24 protein-coding genes are annotated in these 20,249 nt (G+C 41.6%); 14 read left to right on the top strand and 10 right to left on the bottom strand.

The window, feature by feature from the left end; all coding sequences use genetic code 11:
- Positions 1-78 precede the first annotated feature (78 nt).
- Positions 79-966 (top strand): phosphatidate cytidylyltransferase, encoded by an 888-nt coding sequence (locus RM049_RS37200; RefSeq protein ID WP_322707807.1) that lies wholly within the window; start codon positions 79-81, stop codon positions 964-966.
- Entirely contained in the window at positions 967-1,110 is a 144-nt protein-coding gene (locus tag RM049_RS37195; RefSeq protein WP_322707805.1) for a hypothetical protein, read from the top strand.
- A gap of 222 nt (positions 1,111-1,332) precedes the next feature.
- Here the strand turns inward: RM049_RS37195 and RM049_RS37190 are convergent, their stop codons facing one another.
- Positions 1,333-2,046: a DUF2993 domain-containing protein gene (locus RM049_RS37190; RefSeq protein WP_322707804.1), complete on the bottom strand. Its 714-nt coding sequence runs from the start codon at positions 2,044-2,046 to the stop codon at positions 1,333-1,335.
- A 134-nt stretch (positions 2,047-2,180) separates the two neighbouring features.
- Between RM049_RS37190 and RM049_RS37185 the strand changes: the two genes are divergently transcribed.
- Positions 2,181-2,939 (top strand): pseudouridine synthase, encoded by a 759-nt coding sequence (locus RM049_RS37185; RefSeq protein ID WP_322707803.1) that lies wholly within the window; start codon positions 2,181-2,183, stop codon positions 2,937-2,939.
- A gap of 29 nt (positions 2,940-2,968) precedes the next feature.
- The gene (locus tag RM049_RS37180; protein WP_322707802.1) at positions 2,969-3,781 is read left to right on the top strand and encodes a RodZ family helix-turn-helix domain-containing protein; all 813 of its coding nucleotides are present in this window, start codon (positions 2,969-2,971) and stop codon (positions 3,779-3,781) included.
- Positions 3,782-4,013: 232 nt separating this feature from the next.
- Here the strand turns inward: RM049_RS37180 and malQ are convergent, their stop codons facing one another.
- Positions 4,014-5,528 carry a 4-alpha-glucanotransferase gene (gene malQ / locus RM049_RS37175; protein ID WP_322707801.1) on the bottom strand — a complete coding sequence of 505 codons (1,515 nt, stop codon included), beginning with the start codon at positions 5,526-5,528 and terminating at the stop codon, positions 4,014-4,016.
- On the bottom strand, positions 5,515-5,646 hold the full coding sequence (locus tag RM049_RS37170; RefSeq protein WP_322687727.1) for a hypothetical protein: 132 nt from the start codon (positions 5,644-5,646) through the stop codon (positions 5,515-5,517). Before RM049_RS37170 ends, malQ begins: the two co-directional genes overlap by 14 nt.
- Positions 5,647-5,890: 244 nt before the next feature.
- On the opposite strand from RM049_RS37170, the gene RM049_RS37165 reads away from it, so the two are divergent.
- The 4 genes from RM049_RS37165 to RM049_RS37150 all read left to right on the top strand — a co-directional run bounded on the left by RM049_RS37165 (position 5,891) and on the right by RM049_RS37150 (position 8,395).
- Complete coding sequence (locus RM049_RS37165) at positions 5,891-6,322, top strand: NUDIX hydrolase (protein ID WP_322707800.1); 432 nt, start codon at positions 5,891-5,893, stop codon at positions 6,320-6,322.
- Between the two features lie 135 nt (positions 6,323-6,457).
- A complete protein-coding gene (locus tag RM049_RS37160; protein ID WP_322707806.1) occupies positions 6,458-7,708 on the top strand; it encodes a Rid family detoxifying hydrolase in 1,251 nt (416 codons plus the stop codon).
- Positions 7,709-7,721: 13 nt separating this feature from the next.
- Entirely contained in the window at positions 7,722-7,976 is a 255-nt protein-coding gene (locus RM049_RS37155; RefSeq protein ID WP_322669790.1) for a hypothetical protein, read from the top strand.
- The gene (locus tag RM049_RS37150; RefSeq protein WP_322669789.1) at positions 7,973-8,395 is read left to right on the top strand and encodes a type II toxin-antitoxin system VapC family toxin; all 423 of its coding nucleotides are present in this window, start codon (positions 7,973-7,975) and stop codon (positions 8,393-8,395) included. The genes RM049_RS37155 and RM049_RS37150 overlap by 4 nt, the downstream gene beginning before the upstream one ends.
- A 144-nt stretch (positions 8,396-8,539) precedes the next feature.
- Here the strand turns inward: RM049_RS37150 and tumE are convergent, their stop codons facing one another.
- Together tumE and tumA are read right to left on the bottom strand one after the other, a co-directional pair.
- On the bottom strand, positions 8,540-8,944 hold the full coding sequence (gene tumE, locus RM049_RS37145) for a toxin TumE (protein ID WP_322707799.1): 405 nt from the start codon (positions 8,942-8,944) through the stop codon (positions 8,540-8,542).
- The gene (tumA, locus tag RM049_RS37140) at positions 8,934-9,164 is read right to left on the bottom strand and encodes an antitoxin TumA (protein ID WP_322707798.1); all 231 of its coding nucleotides are present in this window, start codon (positions 9,162-9,164) and stop codon (positions 8,934-8,936) included. The genes tumE and tumA overlap by 11 nt, the downstream gene beginning before the upstream one ends.
- Before the next feature lie 103 nt (positions 9,165-9,267).
- Here tumA and RM049_RS37135 point away from each other — a divergent pair, with 103 nt between their 5' ends.
- The 4 genes from RM049_RS37135 to RM049_RS37120 all read left to right on the top strand — a co-directional run bounded on the left by RM049_RS37135 (position 9,268) and on the right by RM049_RS37120 (position 13,865).
- The gene (locus tag RM049_RS37135; protein ID WP_322686653.1) at positions 9,268-9,741 is read left to right on the top strand and encodes a hypothetical protein; all 474 of its coding nucleotides are present in this window, start codon (positions 9,268-9,270) and stop codon (positions 9,739-9,741) included.
- 554 nt (positions 9,742-10,295) lie between these two features.
- The gene (locus RM049_RS37130; RefSeq protein WP_322707797.1) at positions 10,296-12,941 is read left to right on the top strand and encodes a pentapeptide repeat-containing protein; all 2,646 of its coding nucleotides are present in this window, start codon (positions 10,296-10,298) and stop codon (positions 12,939-12,941) included.
- Between the two features lie 268 nt (positions 12,942-13,209).
- Positions 13,210-13,464, top strand: a complete 255-nt coding sequence (locus RM049_RS37125) for a hypothetical protein (RefSeq protein WP_322707796.1) — start codon at positions 13,210-13,212, stop codon at positions 13,462-13,464.
- A gap of 2 nt (positions 13,465-13,466) precedes the next feature.
- Complete coding sequence (locus RM049_RS37120; protein WP_322707795.1) at positions 13,467-13,865, top strand: putative toxin-antitoxin system toxin component, PIN family; 399 nt, start codon at positions 13,467-13,469, stop codon at positions 13,863-13,865.
- A gap of 55 nt (positions 13,866-13,920) precedes the next feature.
- Here RM049_RS37120 and RM049_RS37115 read toward each other — a convergent pair whose 3' ends face one another.
- Positions 13,921-14,166 (bottom strand): toxin-antitoxin system HicB family antitoxin, encoded by a 246-nt coding sequence (locus tag RM049_RS37115; protein WP_322707794.1) that lies wholly within the window; start codon positions 14,164-14,166, stop codon positions 13,921-13,923.
- 705 nt (positions 14,167-14,871) lie between these two features.
- Here RM049_RS37115 and RM049_RS37110 point away from each other — a divergent pair.
- Positions 14,872-16,845, top strand: a complete 1,974-nt coding sequence (locus RM049_RS37110) for an ATP-binding protein (protein WP_322707793.1) — start codon at positions 14,872-14,874, stop codon at positions 16,843-16,845.
- Between the two features lie 286 nt (positions 16,846-17,131).
- Here the strand turns inward: RM049_RS37110 and RM049_RS37105 are convergent, their stop codons facing one another.
- The 4 genes from RM049_RS37105 to RM049_RS37090 all read right to left on the bottom strand — a co-directional run bounded on the left by RM049_RS37105 (position 17,132) and on the right by RM049_RS37090 (position 18,834).
- A complete protein-coding gene (locus RM049_RS37105) occupies positions 17,132-17,398 on the bottom strand; it encodes a hypothetical protein (RefSeq protein WP_322707792.1) in 267 nt (88 codons plus the stop codon).
- Entirely contained in the window at positions 17,389-17,553 is a 165-nt protein-coding gene (locus RM049_RS37100) for a hypothetical protein (RefSeq protein WP_322707791.1), read from the bottom strand. The genes RM049_RS37105 and RM049_RS37100 overlap by 10 nt, the downstream gene beginning before the upstream one ends.
- A gap of 291 nt (positions 17,554-17,844) precedes the next feature.
- Positions 17,845-18,513 (bottom strand): (2Fe-2S) ferredoxin domain-containing protein, encoded by a 669-nt coding sequence (locus RM049_RS37095; protein ID WP_322707790.1) that lies wholly within the window; start codon positions 18,511-18,513, stop codon positions 17,845-17,847.
- A 63-nt stretch (positions 18,514-18,576) separates the two neighbouring features.
- Positions 18,577-18,834: an Asr1405/Asl0597 family protein gene (locus tag RM049_RS37090; protein ID WP_322686660.1), complete on the bottom strand. Its 258-nt coding sequence runs from the start codon at positions 18,832-18,834 to the stop codon at positions 18,577-18,579.
- Between the two features lie 454 nt (positions 18,835-19,288).
- Here RM049_RS37090 and RM049_RS37085 point away from each other — a divergent pair, with 454 nt between their 5' ends.
- Entirely contained in the window at positions 19,289-19,843 is a 555-nt protein-coding gene (locus RM049_RS37085) for a Dps family protein (protein ID WP_322669776.1), read from the top strand.
- Positions 19,844-20,249: the final 406 nt, after the last annotated feature.

Here is a 20,249-nt window from a genome sequence, read left to right as displayed (position 1 = left end):
ATGCCCAATGCCCAATGCCCAATGCCCAATGCCCAATGCCCAATGCCCAATGCCCCATTCTCAATATTTAATACTTCTATGCCTTGGTCTCGGATTATTAGTGGAATTGTTGCGATCGCTCTTGCTCTTTCTGCAACCCTTTTTGGGGGTTGGTACTTTACCATCATCTTTGCGGTTATCATCTTTTTGGGTCAACAGGAATATTTTAATTTGGTGCGAGCCAGAGGCATCGCTCCTGCTGCTAAAACCACTATGGCTGTCAGCCAAGTATTGCTGGTGATTTGCACCCTTGATGGCAGTTTAGCTGACGCTGTGATGCCAATAGCTGGCACACTTATTTGTTTTTACCTGCTGTTTCAACCCAAATTTGCCACGATCGCTGATGTTTCCGCTTCTATTATGGGGCTATTTTACGTCGGTTATTTACCAAGTTACTGGGTGCGGTTACGAGCAATTGATAGTGCTGCTTTTAGTAATCTCCCTTTGGGAGGTTACTGGCCCACAACCTGGACAGATTTCTGGGAAAAGGCAAATTCCGCTTCTTTAGCACAAGGTTTTACAGCCACATTACTAACTTTTTTATGTATTTGGGCAGCTGATATCGGTGCGTACACTATTGGCAAATTCTTTGGGAAAACGCGTCTATCTGACATTAGCCCGAAAAAAACTGTTGAAGGCGCTGTCTTTGGTATTACTTCAAGTGTTGCCGTAGCCATAGCAGGAGCCTATTATCTCCACTTACCTAAATCCCCTTTCACAGGTTTAGCATTGGGTTTGCTGATTGGCATTGCTAGTCTTTTAGGGGATCTCACAGAATCTATGCTTAAGCGGGATGCTGGAGTTAAAGATTCTGGGCAATTAATCCCCGGTCATGGTGGTATTTTAGACCGTACCGATAGTTATATTTTTACAGCACCTTTAGTTTACTATTTTGTGACATTACTTTTGCCACTACTTAGTAAATAGGTGAGTTGGGCATTGGGCATCCCTTCTCTGCGAGACGCTACGCGAACGGCTTCTCTACAAGACGCACTCGCATTCGCTCAGGGTAAGTGGGCATTGGGCATTGGGCATTGGGCATTGGGCATTGGGGAGGCAGTGCGGTCTTAGGGTCTCCCCAAGTGGAGCAACTGCCGTCATTGGGCATTGGGCTTAGGAGTAATGAGTAATGAGTAATGAGTTAGGAGTTAGGAGTTAGGAGTTAGGAGTTAGGAGTTATTCTCCCCCTGCCCCTCTGCCCCTCTGCCCCTCTGCCCCTCTGCCCCTCTGCTCCCCACTAGACACCATATTATTTAAAATAGGGTATTAATATTTTTTAATTTGTGAGATGCGTCAAGGGTTAACGTTAATCCGCCCACGACACACCAGCTTTCCTGGGATCAGCGTTAATTCTTGGATATCGACATCTGAGCCAAGATCGAGATTGTACTCATAATTGTTTTTTAATATATCTCCTTGGTCTGGCTTGATTGGGATATGTACCAGTTGCAACTCATGTCCACTAAGTAATTGTAAGCCCAGACAAATCTCTAAAGGCGTTGTTTCACTATTGGTTACTCTCAAACCTCGCAGTATAATTTGGTTGTTCCCAAGGATAATTTCTTGCCACTTGATTGGTTGTGACTGGGGATAATCTTTTGGTAAAACCTTAACCAATAGATCGCTCAAAGCAGTCGATAATAAGTCTGATGAGAGAGAAGCATTAAGATCCTTCTCATCTACGATCAAATTGCCAACCACTGGTACTGTTTCTAACAGTCGCAGGGGTTTTCCCTTGAGTACGGAGCCAAGATTTATCCGAATATTTTCTGCTATTAATTGAATTTGGGTAATTAGGAGACCTTGATAAACTGCATGAGTAGCAAAAACAGATACCAAAGGAATGCGTCCAGAGAAAAGTTGGCGATCGCTAGCTTTAATCTCCACTTCTAATGCCGATATTTGGCTGACCTGCGCTCTCAACCAAAGCTTGACTGCTGTTGTGAGTACTTGCGTAATTATGCGGATTTTATTTCCACTTGTTGTTTGGGGATTTTGCTCTGGCATTTAACCAATCTGTTTAAGAGTATTTGCTCAACAACCGAACCGAAATTAAATAAGCTTTAAATGTAACATTTATGCCTACTCGCTACAAAATGCAAATATCATTTAATTGATAACAATAAATAAGCAATTTCCACATGGAGGTACGGTTACAAAAAATTCTTGCTCAATGGGGTATCGCCTCACGTCGTGAAGCCGAAGAAATGATTAGGCAGTCACGCGTGCGGATTAATGGGGTATTGGCACATTTAGGCCAAAAAGTCGATCCCGAAAAAGATGCGATCGCAATTGATGGTCAGTCTGTATCCGAAAAGCAGCGTCCGGCTTTAATATATCTATTGCTGCACAAACCACCGAAAGTGGTTTCCACTTGCTACGACCCTCATCGCAGACCAACAGTCCTGGATCTACTACCGAAAGAATTACGGGAGGGTTCAGGTATTCACCCAGTTGGCCGTCTAGATGCAGACTCTACAGGAGCATTAATCCTGACTAATGACGGAGAACTGACATTTGGACTAACCCATCCACGTCACAGTATTTCCAAGACATATCATGTTTTGGTCAAAGGACATCCTCCAGAAACGGTACTACAGATGTGGCGTCAAGGTGTGATGTTGGAGGGTAGAAAAACCAGGGCTGCTAAGGTACACCTAATAGAACGTCGTATCGAGCAAAGTGTTTTAGAAATAGTGTTGCAGGAGGGAAGAAATCGTCAAATTCGCCGTATAGCTCAACAGTTAGGATACCCAGTAATCAAGCTGCATCGGACTGCTATCGGCCCAATTCAATTACAAACTCCAAAGCAACCCTTTTTGTCAGAGGGTAAATATCGTTCCCTCAAAGATTATGAAATTCGCTTTTTGCAAGATCAAATAACGCAACCTAATTATTGATTCAGTGGAGTTAAGGAGTGTCAGTAGGCATGAAATGGCTAAGAAAGAAGAATAAGCACCAGCCATCACTTTCATTAGAGGAACAACGAGCCGAAAAGTTGGCAGAATTAGGCGCTCAACTTTGGGCATTGCGTCAAGAACAGGGTTTATCTCTAGAGCAAGTGGTTGCATTGACCAGGATTCCCCGACGATTATTGCAGGCGATTGAAGAAGGTAATTTAAACGATCTACCAGAACCAGTCTATATTCAGGGTTTGATCAGACAATTTGCCGATGCACTCGGCTTGAATGGAGTCGAATTTTCTGGCACTTTTCCGGTCAGTTCTGCCCAAGTTAGTCCTTTAAGTAAGGGGAATACTTCACCCCTGGCTCAACTACGTCCGATTCATCTTTACTTTCTTTACATATTGCTAATAGTATGCTCTGTAAATGGGTTATCTCAGTTATTAAATAACGCTTTACTACAAGCAAGTAATAGCCCAAACCAGCAATATCCAAAACAAAAGTCTGTTGTTAAATCAGAACTAGCTCAACTAAAAGAGTCAACACAGGTACAACCTGTCAGCGATACCCTCAACGGTGTCCAAAAGGGACAGGTTGTACAGGTTGGTGTAACTTTGAAAGCCTCATCTTGGATTCGTATAGTAGCCGATGGCAAAACCGAGTTTGAGGGTATTCTGCCAGAGGGAACTCACCGAGTTTGGAAAGCCCAAGAGCAACTGACAGTGAAAACTGATAATGCTGGTGGTGTCTTGGTGAGCGTCAATCAAGAGAAAGCTAAGGAAATGGGAGAGCCAGGGAAAGAGGAAGAAGTTAGGATTGCTGCGAAACCTAAATTTTGAAATATGGGGCATGGGGCATGGGGCATTGGGGATTGGGGATTGGGGATTGGGCATTGGGCGTTGGGCATTGGAAAGAGGACTTGGAGACAAGGAGAATTGGGGACAAGGGGAAAGACTTGTTGTAAGTTCTAAACTTTTGTCACCTTGTCCCCTTGTCCCCTTGCTTCCCCTGCTCCCCTTGTCCCCTTGCTTCCCCTGCCCCTCTGCTCCCCTGCTCACTCAGCCCCACTCCTCACTGGACTTGATCTTCCGGGGCGCGTCCATTGAGTTTGGTAAGAACCTTCAAGCGATCGCGCAATTCGTCTGTTATCGCTCCTGCTTGATAGCGCCACTCCCAGTTCCCCTCTGCAACACTGGGAAAATTCATCCGTGCTTCGTTTCCTAATCCCAAAATATCTTGCAAGGGAATAATCGCTTGGTTGGCTACAGAACTCAAAGCTTGGCGAATCAAATCCCAGTGAATGCCATCAGGGCTGATAGAACCTAAATAAAGCAACAAGTTTTGCTTTTCCTCATCTTCAGCTGTATTGAACCAGCCTATAGTTGTATCATTATCGTGAGTTCCGGTATAAACTACAGCATTGTGCGGATAATTGAATGGTAAAAATGGATTAGTGGAATCAGCACTAAAGGCAAATTGCAAAATTTTCATCCCGGGAAATTCATATTTGTCTCGCAGTGCTTCTACCCCTGGTGTAATTACTCCTAAATCTTCTGCTAAGACGGGTAGCTTGCCTAACTTTTGCCTAATCACTTCAAAAAAAGCATCTCCAGGCGCTTCCACCCATTTACCATTGATGGCAGTTTGTTCGCCTTGCGGCACAGCCCAATAAGCCTCGAAGCCCCGGAAGTGATCGATGCGAATTATATCTACATAATCCAGCATTGCCTCAAAGCGCTGTACCCACCATTTAAAGTCTTGTTTTTGCAATTCATCCCAGTTATAAACCGGGTTGCCCCACAATTGACCAGTGGCGCTAAAGTAATCTGGTGGAACTCCTGCCATTTGAGCAGCAGCTCCTGTCTCTGGATCTAAGCAAAACATATCGGGATGCGCCCACACGTCGGCACTATCATGAGATACGTAGATGGGGATATCGCCAATAATGTGAATACCGCGCATATTAGCGTAACTTTTTAGTTCTGACCACTGGCGGAAAAACTCAAATTGGACGAATTTGTAATAATAAATCTCTCCGTTGAGCCGATGCTGTACTTGCTCCAATGCTTGGGGATCGCGCTTGACAAATTCGGGCTTCCATGAGTGCCAGTTTGCATTGTCGTTGGCATCTTTCAGCGCCATAAATAAGGCGTAATTATCTAGCCAATAAGCTTTACTGTCGCAAAAACCTGCAAATTCTTTCTGCTGAATGGGCGTAGCATTGGCTCTAAAGTTGTCACAGGCTTTTTTGAGTAGCCCAATCTTAATTGGCACAACCTGCTCGAAGTCTACCTTTTCTACCGGAAATCCTGGTAAATTGGCAAAGTCTTCTTCAGTGAGCAAACCCTCATCTCGCAGTTTTTCTGGGCTAACCAGCAGGGGATTTCCCGCCATTGCCGAGTAGCACATATACGGAGAATTGCCGTATCCAGTGGGGCCCAGTGGTAAAACTTGCCAATATTGTTGATGGCTCTCTTTAAGAAAATCAATGAAGCGATAGGCTTCTAAGCCTAAATCCCCAATGCCAAATCGACTGGGAAAGGAGGTAGGATGCAGCAAAATGCCACTGGATCTAGGAAAAGGCATAAGTAACCTGAATTATGAGAGGGAGCAATTGTCTGATGGAAACGCTAGGCGATCGCATCGAATTTATCACGGAACGGTATTTGCAGGGGAAATCAAGTAAACTCATTTTGTTTGTCATTTGTCCTTTGTCATTTGTCCTTTGGCAATAACCAATACAACTCTTGGAGAGGCTGCACTTAGACTATGCTCAGTGACTACGCCAACGACTACGCGGTAGTTGAATCTCGACTTACTTCGACTCCTTTCGACTCCGCTCAAGGCAAGCCGCTCAGTACAAGTCGCTCGATTACTGCGCAGTCGAAACTCAGTACAAGTGACTAATGACCAATGACCAATGACCAATGACTAATGAGTAAATCACTATGACTTACCGAAATCCTACACCGACAGTTGATATCATCATTGAACTAGTAGATCGACCTCATCGGCCAATAGTGTTAATCGAAAGACATAATCTACCTTTAGGTTGGGCTATTCCTGGTGGTTTTGTAGATTATGGCGAAGCGGTGGAAGTGGCGGCACGGCGAGAAGCTGAAGAAGAGACGGGTTTACAGGTGGAATTAGTTGAACAATTACTGGTATATTCTGACCCCAATCGCGATCCCCGTCAGCATACGATTAGTATTGTGTTTTTGGCGACAGCTACGGGGGAACCGGTGGCTGGAGATGATGCTAAAGGTGTAGGGATTTTTGAGTATTGGCGTGTGCCTGGTAATTTATGTTTTGACCACGATCGCATTTTGCGCGATTATTGGCGATATCGGCATTATGGGATACGTCCAAGGTTGGGGTAAGAGGGACGAACTGCAAAGGCGCAGAGGGCGCGTTCGCGCAGCGTCTCGAAGAGAAGGAAGAAAAGAGAGGAATACCTGTTGACACAAAGTTTTTGTGATTATACTGTATCAGTCGTATTTAAAAGTCCATTATTTATGGATGCTGAGGAAGTTTTAAAACAATATGCACAAGGTCAACGAAAGTTTCATTCAGTAAATCTGAGAGGAGTAGACCTCAAAGGTGCAAATCTAAGTGGGATAGACCTAACAAGTGCAGATTTGACAGGAGCGGATTTAAATAATGCAAATCTGAGTAAGGCATGTCTTCAAAGCACAAATTTTACCAGAGTATCTTTGACAGGTGCAAATTTAAGTGGTTTAGTCGAAAGCTCTCATTTAAATTTGAGTTGGGCAGAGCTAACAAGTGCCAACTTGAGTGGAGCAACTTTAAATAGCGCTAATTTAAGTCATGCCAACCTAGATAATGCCAACTTTAGTGATGCTACGCTAAGTTCTGCCAATCTAACTGAAGCTTCTTTGAAAGAAACAAATCTCGTGAGAGCTAACCTTAGTAATGCAAATTTAAGTGGTGCTAACTTGTTTGAAGCTGATTTTAGTCAAGCAAACCTAACACGTGTGATACTCAAAGATGCTAATTTGCAGAGAGTCAAGATTCGGGGTGTTAATTTATCTCAAAAAGATTTATCAAGCATGAATCTGGCTGAAGCTGATCTAGGTGCAGCAAACCTCATAGGCGTGAATTTCAGAAAAGCTTGTCTAAAAAAGACAAATTTAGAGAGAGCAGATTTACAGCAAGCGGATTTAATGAAAGTAAATCTGAATGGAGCAAATCTTAGAAAAGCTGACTTAACTGGAGCTAATATTTACGGAGCCAATCTTCAAGACGCTGACCTAACTGGTGCGATAATGCCAGATGGAGAAATCTATAAACCGATCGCAGCTGAAGCAGAAATCGGTAAACAGGAAACATCGTTAGAGAAAGTAATATCTATGACCCGTAAAGTAATTAATACTGATAACGCACCCGCACCAGTCGGCCCTTATAATCAAGCGATCGCAGCTTCAGGTCAATTTCTATTTATAGCTGGACAAATTGCCATCGATCCCCGCCTTGGTGATGTCGTCTACACTGATGATGTCAAAAAGCAAACTGAGCAGGTATTAGCTAATCTTGAAGCCATCCTCACAGAAGCCGGTGCGACTTTTCAAGATGTGGTGAAAACCACTGTATTTTTGGCTGACATGAATGATTTTGCGGCGGTGAATGCCATTTATGCTAAATATTTCCCGGAAAATACAGCCCCAGCGCGGGCTTGTGTGCAGGTATCGCGCTTACCTAAAGATGTGTTGGTAGAAATTGATGCGATCGCTGTGATTAGCGGTTAGGAGAAATAGAACAATGAGCAAAATTTTAACAGTTACATTTGATGGTTCTGTTTTGCGGCCAGATATTCCACTTGATTTAGAACCGAACAAACGCTATGTGATTACCATTGTTTCTGAGGATATTAACTCATCTCAAATTAAAGTAGCTGATGCATGGGATGTATTAGAAGGTTTAACTGGAACAGTTGATGCACCCGATGATTGGGCAAGTCAACACGATTATTACCTGTATGGCACACCAAAACGTCAACCTGAAATTAACACATGACAGGTGAGCGAATATTTTTAGACACTGTTTTTATCCAGGCGTTACTGAATGCACGCGATCAATACCATATCAAGGCTAGAACGCTGCTACCGCGTGTCCGAAATGCTGTTGAAGTATGGGTTACTGAAGCTGTTTTAATCGAAGTTGGTAATGCTTTGAGTGCTTTTAATCGCACAGCTGCCATGCAGTTTATCCAACAGTGCTATCAAACCCCAAATATGTATATTGTGAGTGTAGACACACCACTGCTCAACCATGCTTTAAAACTTTATCAATCCCGTCTAGACAAAACCTGGGGTTTAACTGATTGTATTTCGTTTATTGTCATGCAGGATCAGGGGTTAATTATTGCAGCCACGGCCGATCAACATTTTGTCCAAGCAGGTTATCAGGCACTTTTGCTAGAAATACAAGCTTGACTGGATCGTGGTTTAAAAAATTAGAACTTCAACAGCAAAGTTAGCAATTAGCAATTGCAAGTATTTTTGAGTGTTCTCCTCTGATGAATGCGATCGCAGTGATTGGTGGTTAGAAGGAATGTATCAATGAGCAAATCTTAACGGTTACATTTGATTGTTCTGTTCTGACTCTAAAAACTCTATCACTTCTTGTAGCACATCGGCTATATGTGGCTTTTCGCAAGCAATTACGTTATCGAAAAGATGTTTATGGTGCGGGAAGCTAGGCAAGTTGGGAAAGTATGGTGTACTGTCATAACGAAAAATCAAACTATTTTGCTCGTTTTGAAAGTGATAACGGTAATCGATATATGTAATCTGATTATCTACAATAATAAAGGCTTCACTGATTGCTAGTAAATATTTGAGAGCGAAACGTATTCTAATGCGGAGATTAGCTCTCTCTGTCGTTAAAATTACGGCACTATATTCTTCAACGTATGTGTTAAAGCATCTGAGTAAAAGTTGATCGATTTTATCTAGATATGCTTGGATGACTTTACGCGACATCTCTAAGTTTGCTCTTTATATCTTGGTGTAGAGCTAGATAATGTTGGTAGTTTCCTGCCCATTCGACAAATACTTCATCGTCAGAAGTTTCGCCTTGGCTATATTTGGCAAAAAAATCTTCTGAATTCATTTGGTACTTTATTTCATAGGTATTTAACTGTTTGGTAAGGGCAATCAGCGCATCTAATGAAGATGTATATTCAATGATTTGTTTACGCATTGATTTCTGCATTCAGTTTCATCGTTAATTATCTCTCAACAAACGCGATCGCTTCTACAACTTTGGGAATACTGAAATTAAGTGCCCTAAAGGAGTATTAAAAATGGCAGAAAATCGCATCAGTGCCACCTTAGCCCCAGCAGACAAAGAAGCAGTCATGCAGGCGATCGCTACAATTAGAGAAAAGTTACCGTTTTTAGTAGATTTGACCCCTGAAGATCGGCGAACAATGTTGAAGATGGGAGATAAAAGTCGGGCTTTTGTCAGCAAAGCTTTGGAAGTGGCGACACAGAACCCTAACTTTTTACCCCGTTCTTTTGATTTGGAAGAGATGCGCCGGGACTTAGAAATATATGAAGACTTGTATCCGGTGCTGTTATCTTTGACACAACTGCAAGAACTGGTAGATGATACCTGTATAGCTGCTGCTAGTGAAGCGTATGCCTCAGCATTAGCAGTTTATAGCTATGCCAAAGCTAGCGGTGATGTCACAGGTTTAGATGCAGTAATTGATGAGATGGGACGCAGGTTTAACCGCCGTTCTAAGAAAAAGCAACCCGAAGTACCAGTTAGCTAAAGCTTAAAACAGGTAATCATACCAGTTGTAAACTTACTAGAATACACATAATTTGTAGGGGCATAACATTGTTATGCCCTTTTCGCGTTTTGTATCCAAAGATTCTTGAAACCCACGCAGGTGGTCACTGAGCTTGCCAAAGTGCGGGTTTTGTCTGTGTAGCCGCGATTTATAATCGCCAAGGCATTTTTGACCCTCAGAAGGTCAACGTCGAGCCTCAGAAGGTCAAAGTTGAGCCTCAGAAGGTCAACGTCGAGCCTCAAAAGGTCAACGTCGAGCCTCAGAAGGTCAAAGTTGAGCCTCAGAAGGTCAACATCGAGCCTCAGAAGGTCAACGTCGAGCCTCAGAAGGTCAAAGTTGAGCCTCAGAAGGTCAAAGTTGAGCCTCAGAAGGTCAACGTCGAGCCTCAGAAGGTCAACGTCGAGCCTCAGAAGGTCAATTCATAAAAATATCCAGATAAATTATTAAATTTACTGCTGGTTTTCAGTAAAAATCCGATCAAACCTTGTTGAAATATATTAACTCAGTACATCTACTAGCGTCATACAAGAGTTATGAGCAATACCTCTGGATTTTTAGTTAGCAAACCTATTGCATTATGGAATAAACCCATTAAGGCTGACTTTAAAGAACTATTTAAATCACTAGGGAAAGTTGCGATAGATGGGGCCTTGGGTAAGTGGGAAGAGGTAGCCAAAGGTGCTTTAGATGCTACAGCAGCACTAGGTTTAGGGTCAGCACCAGAGGAAGTTGCTTGGTTACTAATTTACCGTTCTTTGGTAGAAGCAATAGTTAGTTTGATAAAAGGAAATCAAGAGTTACTGTTTGAAAAACCAAACGAGAGCGATCTTGAGCTATTGTGCGATCGCCTCAACCATTCCCTAGAAAGTATAGAATTGCGTATTGACCAAGATTTTTTTAGCCGTCCCAAAGATTTGCCCATTCTGGAAGCGGTTCAAACTGCTTTTGCCGACTGGTTAAAATACTTTAGCGTCAATCAAGCTCAGACACTAACAATTAGTCATCGTCTTCCTACCTATTTTGTGTATGCTTTACATGAAGAGTGGGCAAAACATCCAGAAAAATATGCTTGTTTAAAAGAAGAACTGGATACCCCCTTTACTCAAGCCAATGAACGGGAACAGTCATGGCAGCGTTATTTAGCTTGGCTACAAAAACAGGTTGAAGAACCGATGCTTTTAGAAGCTTTTGGTTTAAAACAGGTTTATGTTCCTTTACACGCCTACTATAAGCAGAAAGTTGGGGGTGAAAAGGAAGAAGAATTTGAACGCCGCGTGAGAGAAGATGAGAAATATCAGCGCATTGTTCTTGACTTAGAAATTGAATTAGAAGCTTGGTTAGAAAAAGGCGATCGCAATGATGCCATTAGAGTCATTAGTGGTGGCCCAGGAAGTGGTAAATCTTCCTTTGCCAAAATCTTTGCAGCTAACCAAGCAGAAAAAGGGAAAACTCCGGTTTTGTTTATACCTTTGCACCATTTTGAACCCTCGGATGACTTAGTTGAGGCAGTTGGTAAGTTTGTGCGAGACGATAGCTTTCTCAGACATAATCCCCTAGATAAAGATAAGGCTGATTCACGCTTACTGATTATCTTCGATGGTTTAGATGAGCTTGCCATGCAGGGCAAAATTGCTACTGAGATAGCTCAACAATTTGTGCGTGAAGTCCAAAGAAAAGTAGAGCGGTTTAATGTCCGTGAAACTTTCTTACAAGTATTAATCAGTGGTCGAGAACTGGTAGTGCAAGCAAATAGTAGCGACTTTCGCCAACCACAGCAAATCTTGCATATATTGCCTTATTTTGTTACTGAATATGAGAGAAAGAATTACATTGATGATCAAAACTTGTTGCAGCAAGATCAACGTCAGATTTGGTGGCAGAAATACGGCAATGCTAGCGGACGGGCTTATGATTGCTTACCAGAAGAGTTAAACCAAGATAACCTTACAGAAATTACTGCCCAACCCTTGCTGAATTACCTAGTAGCATTGAGTTTTGACCAGCAAAATAAATTTCCTACAGACGGCAACCTGAATGCAATTTATGCAAATTTGCTCACAGCAGTTTATCAGCGCGGTTGGGCTGGTTATCAACATCCGGCTATTCGTGGAATCGAGGAAAAAGACTTTGTTCGCATCCTCGAAGAAATTGCTTTAGCTTCCTGGCATGGAGATGGACGAACAACAACAGTTAGAGAGATTGAGGCCCATTGTGAACACAGTAGTTTAAAGAGTCTTTTAGACAAGTTTCAGGAAAGTGCAAAATTAGGTGTAACTCGTCTCTTGACTGCCTTTTATTTTCGTGAGAGTGGAGTTAAAGAACAGGAAAAAACTTTTGAATTTACTCACAAAAGTTTTGGTGAATATTTGACAGCAAAACGCATCGTGCGAGAAGTTAGACTCATTGATAAAAAGCTGAAGGATCACCAAAACGATCCAGATGACAGATGGGATGAGCGCGAGGCATTAAAAAGGTGGGCAATTCTCTGCGGTGCATCCCCTATGGATGAATACCTTTTTAAGTTTGTTGCGGATGAAATGCGTTTACAGAATACATCAGATGTTAGCAATTGGCAGCAGACATTATGCCATCTGATTGGTTTTATGTTGCGTCATGGAATGCCAATGGAACGCTTGACTCCCAGACCTGATTTTCAAGAAGAAAATAGACAAGCACGAAATGCAGAAGAAGCGTTATTGGCTGTCTTAAATGCTTGCGCTAGAGTGACAAAGACAGTTTCAAAGATTCAATGGCATACTCCTGAAGCTTTTGGTATCTGGATTTCCCGCTTGCAAGGACAAAGAATTGATACTTATGCTGATGTGTTTTCCTTAAATTGCCTAAGTTTTTTAGATTTGCAAGGTTGCGTTTTAGTTTTGAAGAACTTTTTTAAGGCGAATCTTGAAGCGGTAAATCTTGAAGAGACGAATCTTAAATGGGCAAATCTTCTAGGGGCAAATCTTCTAGGGGCGAATCTTAAATGGGCAAATCTTCTAGGGGCGAATTTTGAAGGGGCAAATTTTGAAGGGGCGAATCTTGAAGGGACGTTTCTTGAAGAGGCAAATCTTGAAAAGGCGAATTTTTTAGGGGCAAATCTTGAAGGGGCGAATCTTCTAAGTCCGTATTTTGAAGGGACGATTCTTGATGGCGAAAATCTAGCAGACTTGAATGAGGGTTAAAGTTCAGACTGCGATGAGTGACTTATAAACATTAAGAATTTGTAGAGTGCATTAGATTCTTAATGCATCATTCTAGATACTTTCGATGCGTTACGCTGTGCTAACGCACCCTAGCAAACCACCACTGAACCCAATTGCATTAAAATATTAAGCGATCGCTACTACTACTTTGTCTTTCTCATGACAAATTGTAGGCATTGCAAGTCAAATCTCTTGATACGCTGAAATAAGAATTGAGAAAAACTAATCCAGTTTTCCGGTAACAACCATGCCAAAGCTGACACTGAGCGATGAACAAGTAATTGAATTAGTCAAGCAGCTACCTCCAGAAAGTAAACGAGTAGTATTATTAGCCCTAGCACAGGAAAGTGAGCAAGAGCGAAATTCTCGTATGGAGTATGCCCAAACCCAATTACGCAGCTTATGTGCTGAACGTGGTTTAGATTGGGATAGTATGTCAGAAGATCAACGTGAGTCATTTATAGATGACTTAGTGCATGAGGACAGAGACTGCGACCAATAGTAGTGTTTGATACAAATGTTTTGCTCTCTGCTATTGGCTGGAAAGGTAGTCCTTATCACTGTATTGATTTGGCACGCCAAGGCCGGGTAAAAGGTTTAATTTGTCCAGAAATACTTGATGAACTAACCGAAAAGTTAGAACAGAAGTTGAAATTTACGCCTATTCAAGTAATTGAGACAATAGCTGATTTGCTTACTTTTCTACGATTAATCACAATTGCCAACACTTTAAATTTTCTCACTACTGACCCAAACGATAACATGGTACTAGAATGCGCCGTTGTTGGGAATGCAACTCATATTGTCACGGGCGACAAGCGGCATTTGTTACCTCTGGGCAGTTATCAAGGTATTGCAATTGTTAGTGCCAAAGATTTTCTGACGTTGGTTATACCTGAATAATCAAATGAACTTAACACTGAGGTTGAGGACTCTACACATCCCCTGCATTGTATTGTTAGCCTGTGGGTAAGCGATCGTAAGATTCCGGTTCAATATCTGGTACTTTCGCTAAAACTGCGTCGTATTTTTCTCGACTGCCTCGCTTTGCTAACTCCCCTAAATAAATTTCAGTTGTTAATGCAGCGATTTTTTCCGCAACTGCTGTCGCCACAAACTGATCGATAGAAATCCCATCTTGTTTAGCAAGTTTCTGCAAACTTTTGTACAAAGAGTCAGGAAGCTGGATGCTCAGGTTGCTCATGACATGCTCTCGCTAAACCCAAATGCATACAAATATTAAGCGATGCCTGCGGCGGGCTACGCCTACGCTACTACTACATTGCCTTGCTCATGACAAAGTGTAGGCGATCGCTTTGTTATGCATAACAATAGACTTCTTGCATAAATCAAAAAAAGAACCCCACCCCGCCTTTGACTTGCGTCAAAGTCTCCCCTCCCCGCTTGCGGGGAGGGGCTGGGGGTGGGGTGTTAGGGGACTTTTGCAAGAGGTCTAATGTTATGCCGTTTTTGCATTTTGTTTCCAAAGATTCTTGAAACCCGCGCAGGTGGTCACTGAGCTTGCCGAAGTGCGGGTTTTGTCTGTATAGCCGCGATTTCTAATCGCCAAGGCATTTTTGAGCCTCAGAAGGTCAACATTGAGCCTCAGAAGGTCAACATTGAGCCTCAGAAGGTCAACATTGAGCCTCAGAAGGTCAACGTCGAGCCTCAGAAGGTCAACGTCGAGCCTCAGAAGGTCAACGTTGAGCCTCAGAAGGTCAAAGTCGAGCCTCAGAAGGTCAACGTCGAGCCTCAGAAGGTCAACATCGAGCCTCAGAAGGTCAACATCGAGCCTCAGAAGGTCAACGCATAAAAACTATCTCGAAAAAGTTTAGTAAATTCCGAAATACATTTTGTATATTTGGTAGTTCTGTTTATAGACCTTAACGCCTCAAAATTAAATCTTGTTATGAATACCCAAGACAAGCCCAAGAGTCTACAAGATATTGTTAAGCAACGTCAACAATCAAATTTTGTCGGTCGTGAAGACCAAATAAACCGATTTCGCCAAAATTTAGCATTACCAATAGAAGACAATCGCCATTGTTTTCTGTTTAACGTTTCTGGTCAAGGCGGAGTTGGTAAAACTACTTTGCTGCGGCAGTTTCGGAAAATTGCTGACGAAGCAAAAATGATTTCGGCTTATATCGATGAAGCTGAAAAAACTATACCAGAGGTCATGGGTCGTATAGCTGAAGAGTTAGAACAGCAAGGTTACAAACTAACGCAGTTTAGCGATCGCTACAAAGTTTACTGCCAAAAGTGCCAAGAATTAGAAACAGATCCAGAAGCTCCTCAAGGTTTTTCCGCTTTTGTTGGGAAAACTATGGTAAAAACTGGTGTGCATCTGGCGCGTCGAGTTCCAGTTGGCGGTGCTGTATTTGACTTTGTAGATGAGAATGCTTTGGCCACCCAAGCCGGCGAATGGGCGTCTTATGTTGCAAAGAAAATCACAAATAAAGATGAGGTACATTTAGTTAAAGAACCTAAAGAAGTTCTGACCCCGCTATTTTTGCAAGATATTTCTAAAATTGCTGATAAAACTCCTGTTGTCCTGTTTTTCGATACCTCAGAACGCACCGGAGAATTCCTAGAGAACTGGCTACGGGAAATTTTTGAGAACCAGCACGGTAAAGTCTCTGCCAATATATTAATGATCGTTGCCAGTCGGCAAGAATTAGATAAAAATGACTGGGCATCCTACGAAGGATTAATAGTTCGTTTGCCTCTAGAACCGTTTACAGAAGAAGAAGCCAAACAATACCTAATTCACAAAGGCATTACAGACAATCGCATTGTTGAAGTGATTTTAAACGTTTCTGGAAACTTACCCCTGCTAATAGAAATGTTAGCAGATGCTCATCCCAATCACCCCAACCAGGTAATTGAGCCTAGCAGTAGTGCTGTAAAAAACTTTTTAAAATGGATTGACGATCCCAAACGGCGACAAGTGGTGCTTGATGCTGCCATTCCTCGGTGCTTGAACCGGGATGTTATAGCCAAATTAAGAACGGAAGAAGAAGCTGATGAGCTATTTACTTGGTTGAAAGAAACATCTTTTATCAACGAACGTAGCAACGGCTGGGTTTATCATGATGTCGTCAAAACCCAAATGTTATGCCACAAACGCCTTTCATCACCGCAAGGTTGGGCTGACATACATGGTAAGTTGGCTCAATATTATGACAGCCTGCGGAACGATTTGCAATTGGATGAAGATAACAAACAGCGCGATCCTAGCTGGCAAAGTCACACTTTAAATGTTTTGTACCATAAATTATGTCAGTCACCGCAAAGGAATTTACTAGTAGCTCTGAATGAATTTCTTGCTCTCCTCAAAAATCAACCCACTTTTGCCCAACAATATGCAAAAACAATGTTTCAGGCTGGTAAAGATGGGGATTCTGCTGAAGTTCAGTATTGGGGTAAGCAATTAGCAAATGGGTTAAAAGCTTATGAGGAAAAACGTTATGAAGATGCTAGGTATAATCGTGCTTTAGTCTACTTAGCCCTTAACCAACCACGCAAAGCACAAACTGTCTTAGTACCTGCCATCAAGCTGGCTACAGAGCATTGCAAAGAAGATGCTAAAGACTGGCGTAATACGTTTAATTTAGCCCTTTACTATTTGGCTGCTCAATACACTCAACAAGCAAACGATTTATATCGCTATGCCTTATCAAAAGGTGCTTCCTCAGAATCTATTGGTAAAGCTATCCAAGACCTAAATGACTTTTTAATTGTCTTCCCTGACCATCTGCAAGCTACATCCATCCGACAGTTGTTGCTATTTTGTCTAACTAAGTCATGTAATTTGCAACCTACTCTCCAGAAAACCCACAAGTCCCAACAAGAAACTGCTAATCAATTTCCTCTCTCATAATGCAAGTCCATTTGAATGGACTTGCATTATGAGCCTGGGATTTCAACCTCTGGCACAGCAACGGGTAAGCGCAATATCTCAGCCTACTTGCATTCGAGAGACTGGCGGCTGAACGCAATTACATAAAAATGTTAAGCGAATTTTCCTTTCTTATGAGAAAGTGTGGCGATCGCTCAATGTAATTCTGTATTAAATGAGACACTACGCATAGCTTGCTTCACATTAAGAGACATAATCCAAAATTTAAAATTCAAAATGATATCAGCTAGCTAAAAACGGGATTTGTCTAAATCCACTCAAATCCCTGTGAGGCTAAAAATTCTTTACCTGATTCCAAAATATCTTTGCTTAAAATCAGTTTGACTTTTGGAGAACCAAGATATAAGCGAAAACGCTCAATAAATAGTTGGTTAGCAGGTTCAATCTTGCTAATGGCACTCCAGGGAATCAACAACGGCGTAAGTCCAAAGCTAAACAACGGGAAAATACTCAGATAAATCCCTTGAGAATTTGTACCAACATTTAAAGTTCCTTTGTAATACACTAAACCCAAAGAACCGCTTTGATTCGGGAGAAGTTTTGTGGCGGCGCTTCTTGGGTGCTGTAGAGTTTAGCGAGGTGATTCCAGTCATGACGGAATACAAAAATCATGACTATCGTAGAAAATGTCCAAAAAACGATGTATATCCACTGCGGGGTGTGTGGCATTTGTTTTTAAGTCATTGATGATTGACGCTTCCACTGTAAGCGATGTCTAACAACAAGCCTCAGTGCGTCTACGTACTCACCAATCAATCACATTCCCTTGAATCTTTTTAAATTATCGAACCATCCCAATTAAAAATTGCTTAATAAAAATCCTTTTCATTCAAAAAACTGGCCTTAATTAAAGCCAGTTTTTTGATTTTATTACAAACTTCTAGCGGGCTTTACAGCCGAGTCTTAACGGAACACACTTGAGAAGATATTATTAAGCTTTTTCATCGAAATGTCAAGATTTTATGAATTTTTTCCCCAAAGCTTGCCATTAGATATCACTACTTCCCTTAAATTCTCAGGCTGCGCTGATAAACTCTTGTCACCAAAATGCTTATCCATTAACGCTGGAACCTGTGCAGCTTGAATTCGACTATGGCGGGTTTTATCTGGCATTACTAAATTCGGCCCGGCTTTACAGTTCTTCATACAACCAGTGCCTTTGATTGTAACTTGGTCTTCTAAACCGCGATCGCTTAAAGCTGCCTCCAACGCCTGACAAACTCCTTTACCACCGCGTTTCATACAATCAGACTTTTGACACACCAAAATAGTGGCTTTAGCCTTAGCTGGCTTTACCTTAACATTATCAATCGATGGGGGTTCTTGGACTGCTGCGATCGTTTGAATTGTTGCTGTTTCAGAACGCGCCGCCATCACACGTTCAGCTTTGAGTGTAACTTTGTCTTTTTTTATATCGTATTCTCTATAACCAACAACTTGTAGCCAAGTACCTGCTGGTAGCCGCAAATCAAAAGCAGCCCGTAAGTGTTTAGCGAGTTTAACGTAGCATTCACCCTCATGAGTACTTAGCAGTAAACCTTTTAGCTTATAGCCGTCTTTAATAACAAAATCTATAAATCTGCCCTCAAGGCAAAATTTTGATACTTCCATATTGTGAGATGCACCCATTTTTTAACCTCCTTTTTACTAAAACAAGCTGTCAAGCGAGATATTCTCAGCAGTAGCAAAAAATTAGAACTGTTGATAGCGACTTTTCCAGCAACACTCAAGAGTCCAAATTTGGTCTTGACGAGAGGCTGTAAATCGCCGTACTACACTCCAAAGTTGAACAGCCGCAGTCAGATTGCTAATTTCAACTTTTAATGGCTGGTTAGTCGCACAACTACAGGGAATGTCTAACTCCTCTAAGCGTTGATAGACTTGCCAGCGGTCTACCCAATTCACCTCTACAAGGTGGTTTATTTCTATTTCTGAACTATACGATTTCAAGAGAATTGCCCTCAAAGTGCAACAAACTTGTAGTAACTACGGCCATTTAACTTCCTGCTTTTTGAAAATCTTAGTAGTCTAGCCTCTTAAAACCAGCATACCTTAAGTGCAAACAATTCTCATTAATTTTGGAAAAAAAATATAATTCTTGCAATCCCCCAATGAGGGAGATGAGGGGGATGACGAGGAATATTAAGCCAAGGAGGCATTTACTCCTCCATCTCCCCTCCTCCCTTCGGGATGGATGCACACTTAAATTTTCATGTCAACAGTAATGAGAAATATACACAACTTGATGAGCGTGCCATAATCTAGCAAACAATAAACTTAAGACTTTTAGTAAACAAAAATACAAAATATTGTGATGGCAAATTGGCTTGCTATTATTGTGAAAATGTTAATATGTAAAGAATAAGCAGTTAAAATCTATAATTGCTAAATAGCGAGGAGAACAATGTCTGAAACGCAAACTTTGTTACGGAATTTTGGTCATGTATATGACAATCCTGTGTTACTGGATCGCAGTGTAACTGCTCCAGTAACAGAAGGATTTAACGTTGTATTAGCTAGTTTCCAGGCACTGTACTTGCAGTACCAAAAGCATCATTTTGTAGTTGAAGGCTCAGAATTTTACTCTCTGCATGAGTTTTTTAACGAAAGCTACAACCAAGTACAAGACCACGTTCATGAAATTGGAGAACGTTTAGATGGACTGGGTGGTGTGCCAGTAGCTACCTTCAGCAAATTAGCAGAATTAACCTGTTTTGAGCAAGAATCTGAAGGCGTATATTCCTCTCGCCAAATGGTGGAAAACGATCTAGCTGCCGAACAAGCAATCATTGGCGTAATTCGTCGCCAAGCTGCTCAGGCAGAGAGTTTAGGCGATCGAGGTACGCGCTATCTGTACGAAAAGATTTTGTTGAAAACTGAGGAACGTGCGTATCATTTATCTCACTTCCTCGCTAAAGACAGCTTAACTTTAGGGTTTGTCCAAGCAGCTCAAAGCTAAAATTCTCATAATCTAGATTTGTCTACCTAGACTGAAAAAAAGTTGGTAGCACCAACTATTAAAATAATATAAAAAATGGCAGAGAATGGTATCCCTATTTCTCTGCCATTTTTAATTTAAGTAAACATATTTATATAATATTTAATGTTGAAAATATTTAGCAATTAGCTAGTTAAAATAAATTTTTATTTAAATAATCTCTTTGTATATAAATAAGCAGACAGATATACACCAAAATAAATGATCATTTATTGCAAGTTTCATCAGATTAAATAATAAAGATTCGCAAAAGCTTTAGAAATTTGAGCATCATAATTAAATAAAATTAAAAATACAAAATAATCATTGGGCATTGGGCATTGGGCATTGGGCATTGGGCATTGGGCATTGGGCATGGGGCATGGGG

The sequence above is a fragment of the Nostoc sp. DedQUE04 genome (assembly GCF_034530995.1).
In the GTDB taxonomy this organism is placed as follows: domain Bacteria; phylum Cyanobacteriota; class Cyanobacteriia; order Cyanobacteriales; family Nostocaceae; genus Nostoc.
The sequence above is the reverse complement of the archived record's forward strand: the minus strand, read 5'-3'. Positions and strand labels throughout refer to the sequence as shown.

Bases quoted from the DNA above. Each gene is read 5' to 3' on its own strand.
- tumA (WP_322707798.1), bottom strand. From the start codon at position 9,164: ATGCGTAAACAAATCATTGAATATACATCTTCATTAGATGCGCTGATT.
- RM049_RS37115 (WP_322707794.1), bottom strand. From the start codon at position 14,166: ATGAGCAACCTGAGCATCCAGCTTCCTGACTCTTTGTACAAAAGTTTG.
- RM049_RS37095 (WP_322707790.1), bottom strand. From the start codon at position 18,513: ATGGGTGCATCTCACAATATGGAAGTATCAAAATTTTGCCTTGAGGGC.
- RM049_RS37155 (WP_322669790.1), top strand. From the start codon at position 7,722: ATGAGCAAAATTTTAACAGTTACATTTGATGGTTCTGTTTTGCGGCCA.
- RM049_RS37100 (WP_322707791.1), bottom strand. From the start codon at position 17,553: ATGCCACACACCCCGCAGTGGATATACATCGTTTTTTGGACATTTTCT.
- RM049_RS37180 (WP_322707802.1), top strand. From the start codon at position 2,969: ATGAAATGGCTAAGAAAGAAGAATAAGCACCAGCCATCACTTTCATTA.
- RM049_RS37130 (WP_322707797.1), top strand. From the start codon at position 10,296: ATGAGCAATACCTCTGGATTTTTAGTTAGCAAACCTATTGCATTATGG.
- RM049_RS37170 (WP_322687727.1), bottom strand. From the start codon at position 5,646: ATGACAAACAAAATGAGTTTACTTGATTTCCCCTGCAAATACCGTTCC.
- malQ (WP_322707801.1), bottom strand. From the start codon at position 5,528: ATGCCTTTTCCTAGATCCAGTGGCATTTTGCTGCATCCTACCTCCTTT.
- RM049_RS37150 (WP_322669789.1), top strand. From the start codon at position 7,973: ATGACAGGTGAGCGAATATTTTTAGACACTGTTTTTATCCAGGCGTTA.
- RM049_RS37185 (WP_322707803.1), top strand. From the start codon at position 2,181: ATGGAGGTACGGTTACAAAAAATTCTTGCTCAATGGGGTATCGCCTCA.
- tumE (WP_322707799.1), bottom strand. From the start codon at position 8,944: ATGTCGCGTAAAGTCATCCAAGCATATCTAGATAAAATCGATCAACTT.
- RM049_RS37110 (WP_322707793.1), top strand. From the start codon at position 14,872: ATGAATACCCAAGACAAGCCCAAGAGTCTACAAGATATTGTTAAGCAA.
- RM049_RS37125 (WP_322707796.1), top strand. From the start codon at position 13,210: ATGCCAAAGCTGACACTGAGCGATGAACAAGTAATTGAATTAGTCAAG.
- RM049_RS37165 (WP_322707800.1), top strand. From the start codon at position 5,891: ATGACTTACCGAAATCCTACACCGACAGTTGATATCATCATTGAACTA.
- RM049_RS37085 (WP_322669776.1), top strand. From the start codon at position 19,289: ATGTCTGAAACGCAAACTTTGTTACGGAATTTTGGTCATGTATATGAC.
- RM049_RS37160 (WP_322707806.1), top strand. From the start codon at position 6,458: ATGGATGCTGAGGAAGTTTTAAAACAATATGCACAAGGTCAACGAAAG.
- RM049_RS37135 (WP_322686653.1), top strand. From the start codon at position 9,268: ATGGCAGAAAATCGCATCAGTGCCACCTTAGCCCCAGCAGACAAAGAA.
- RM049_RS37190 (WP_322707804.1), bottom strand. From the start codon at position 2,046: ATGCCAGAGCAAAATCCCCAAACAACAAGTGGAAATAAAATCCGCATA.
- RM049_RS37200 (WP_322707807.1), top strand. From the start codon at position 79: ATGCCTTGGTCTCGGATTATTAGTGGAATTGTTGCGATCGCTCTTGCT.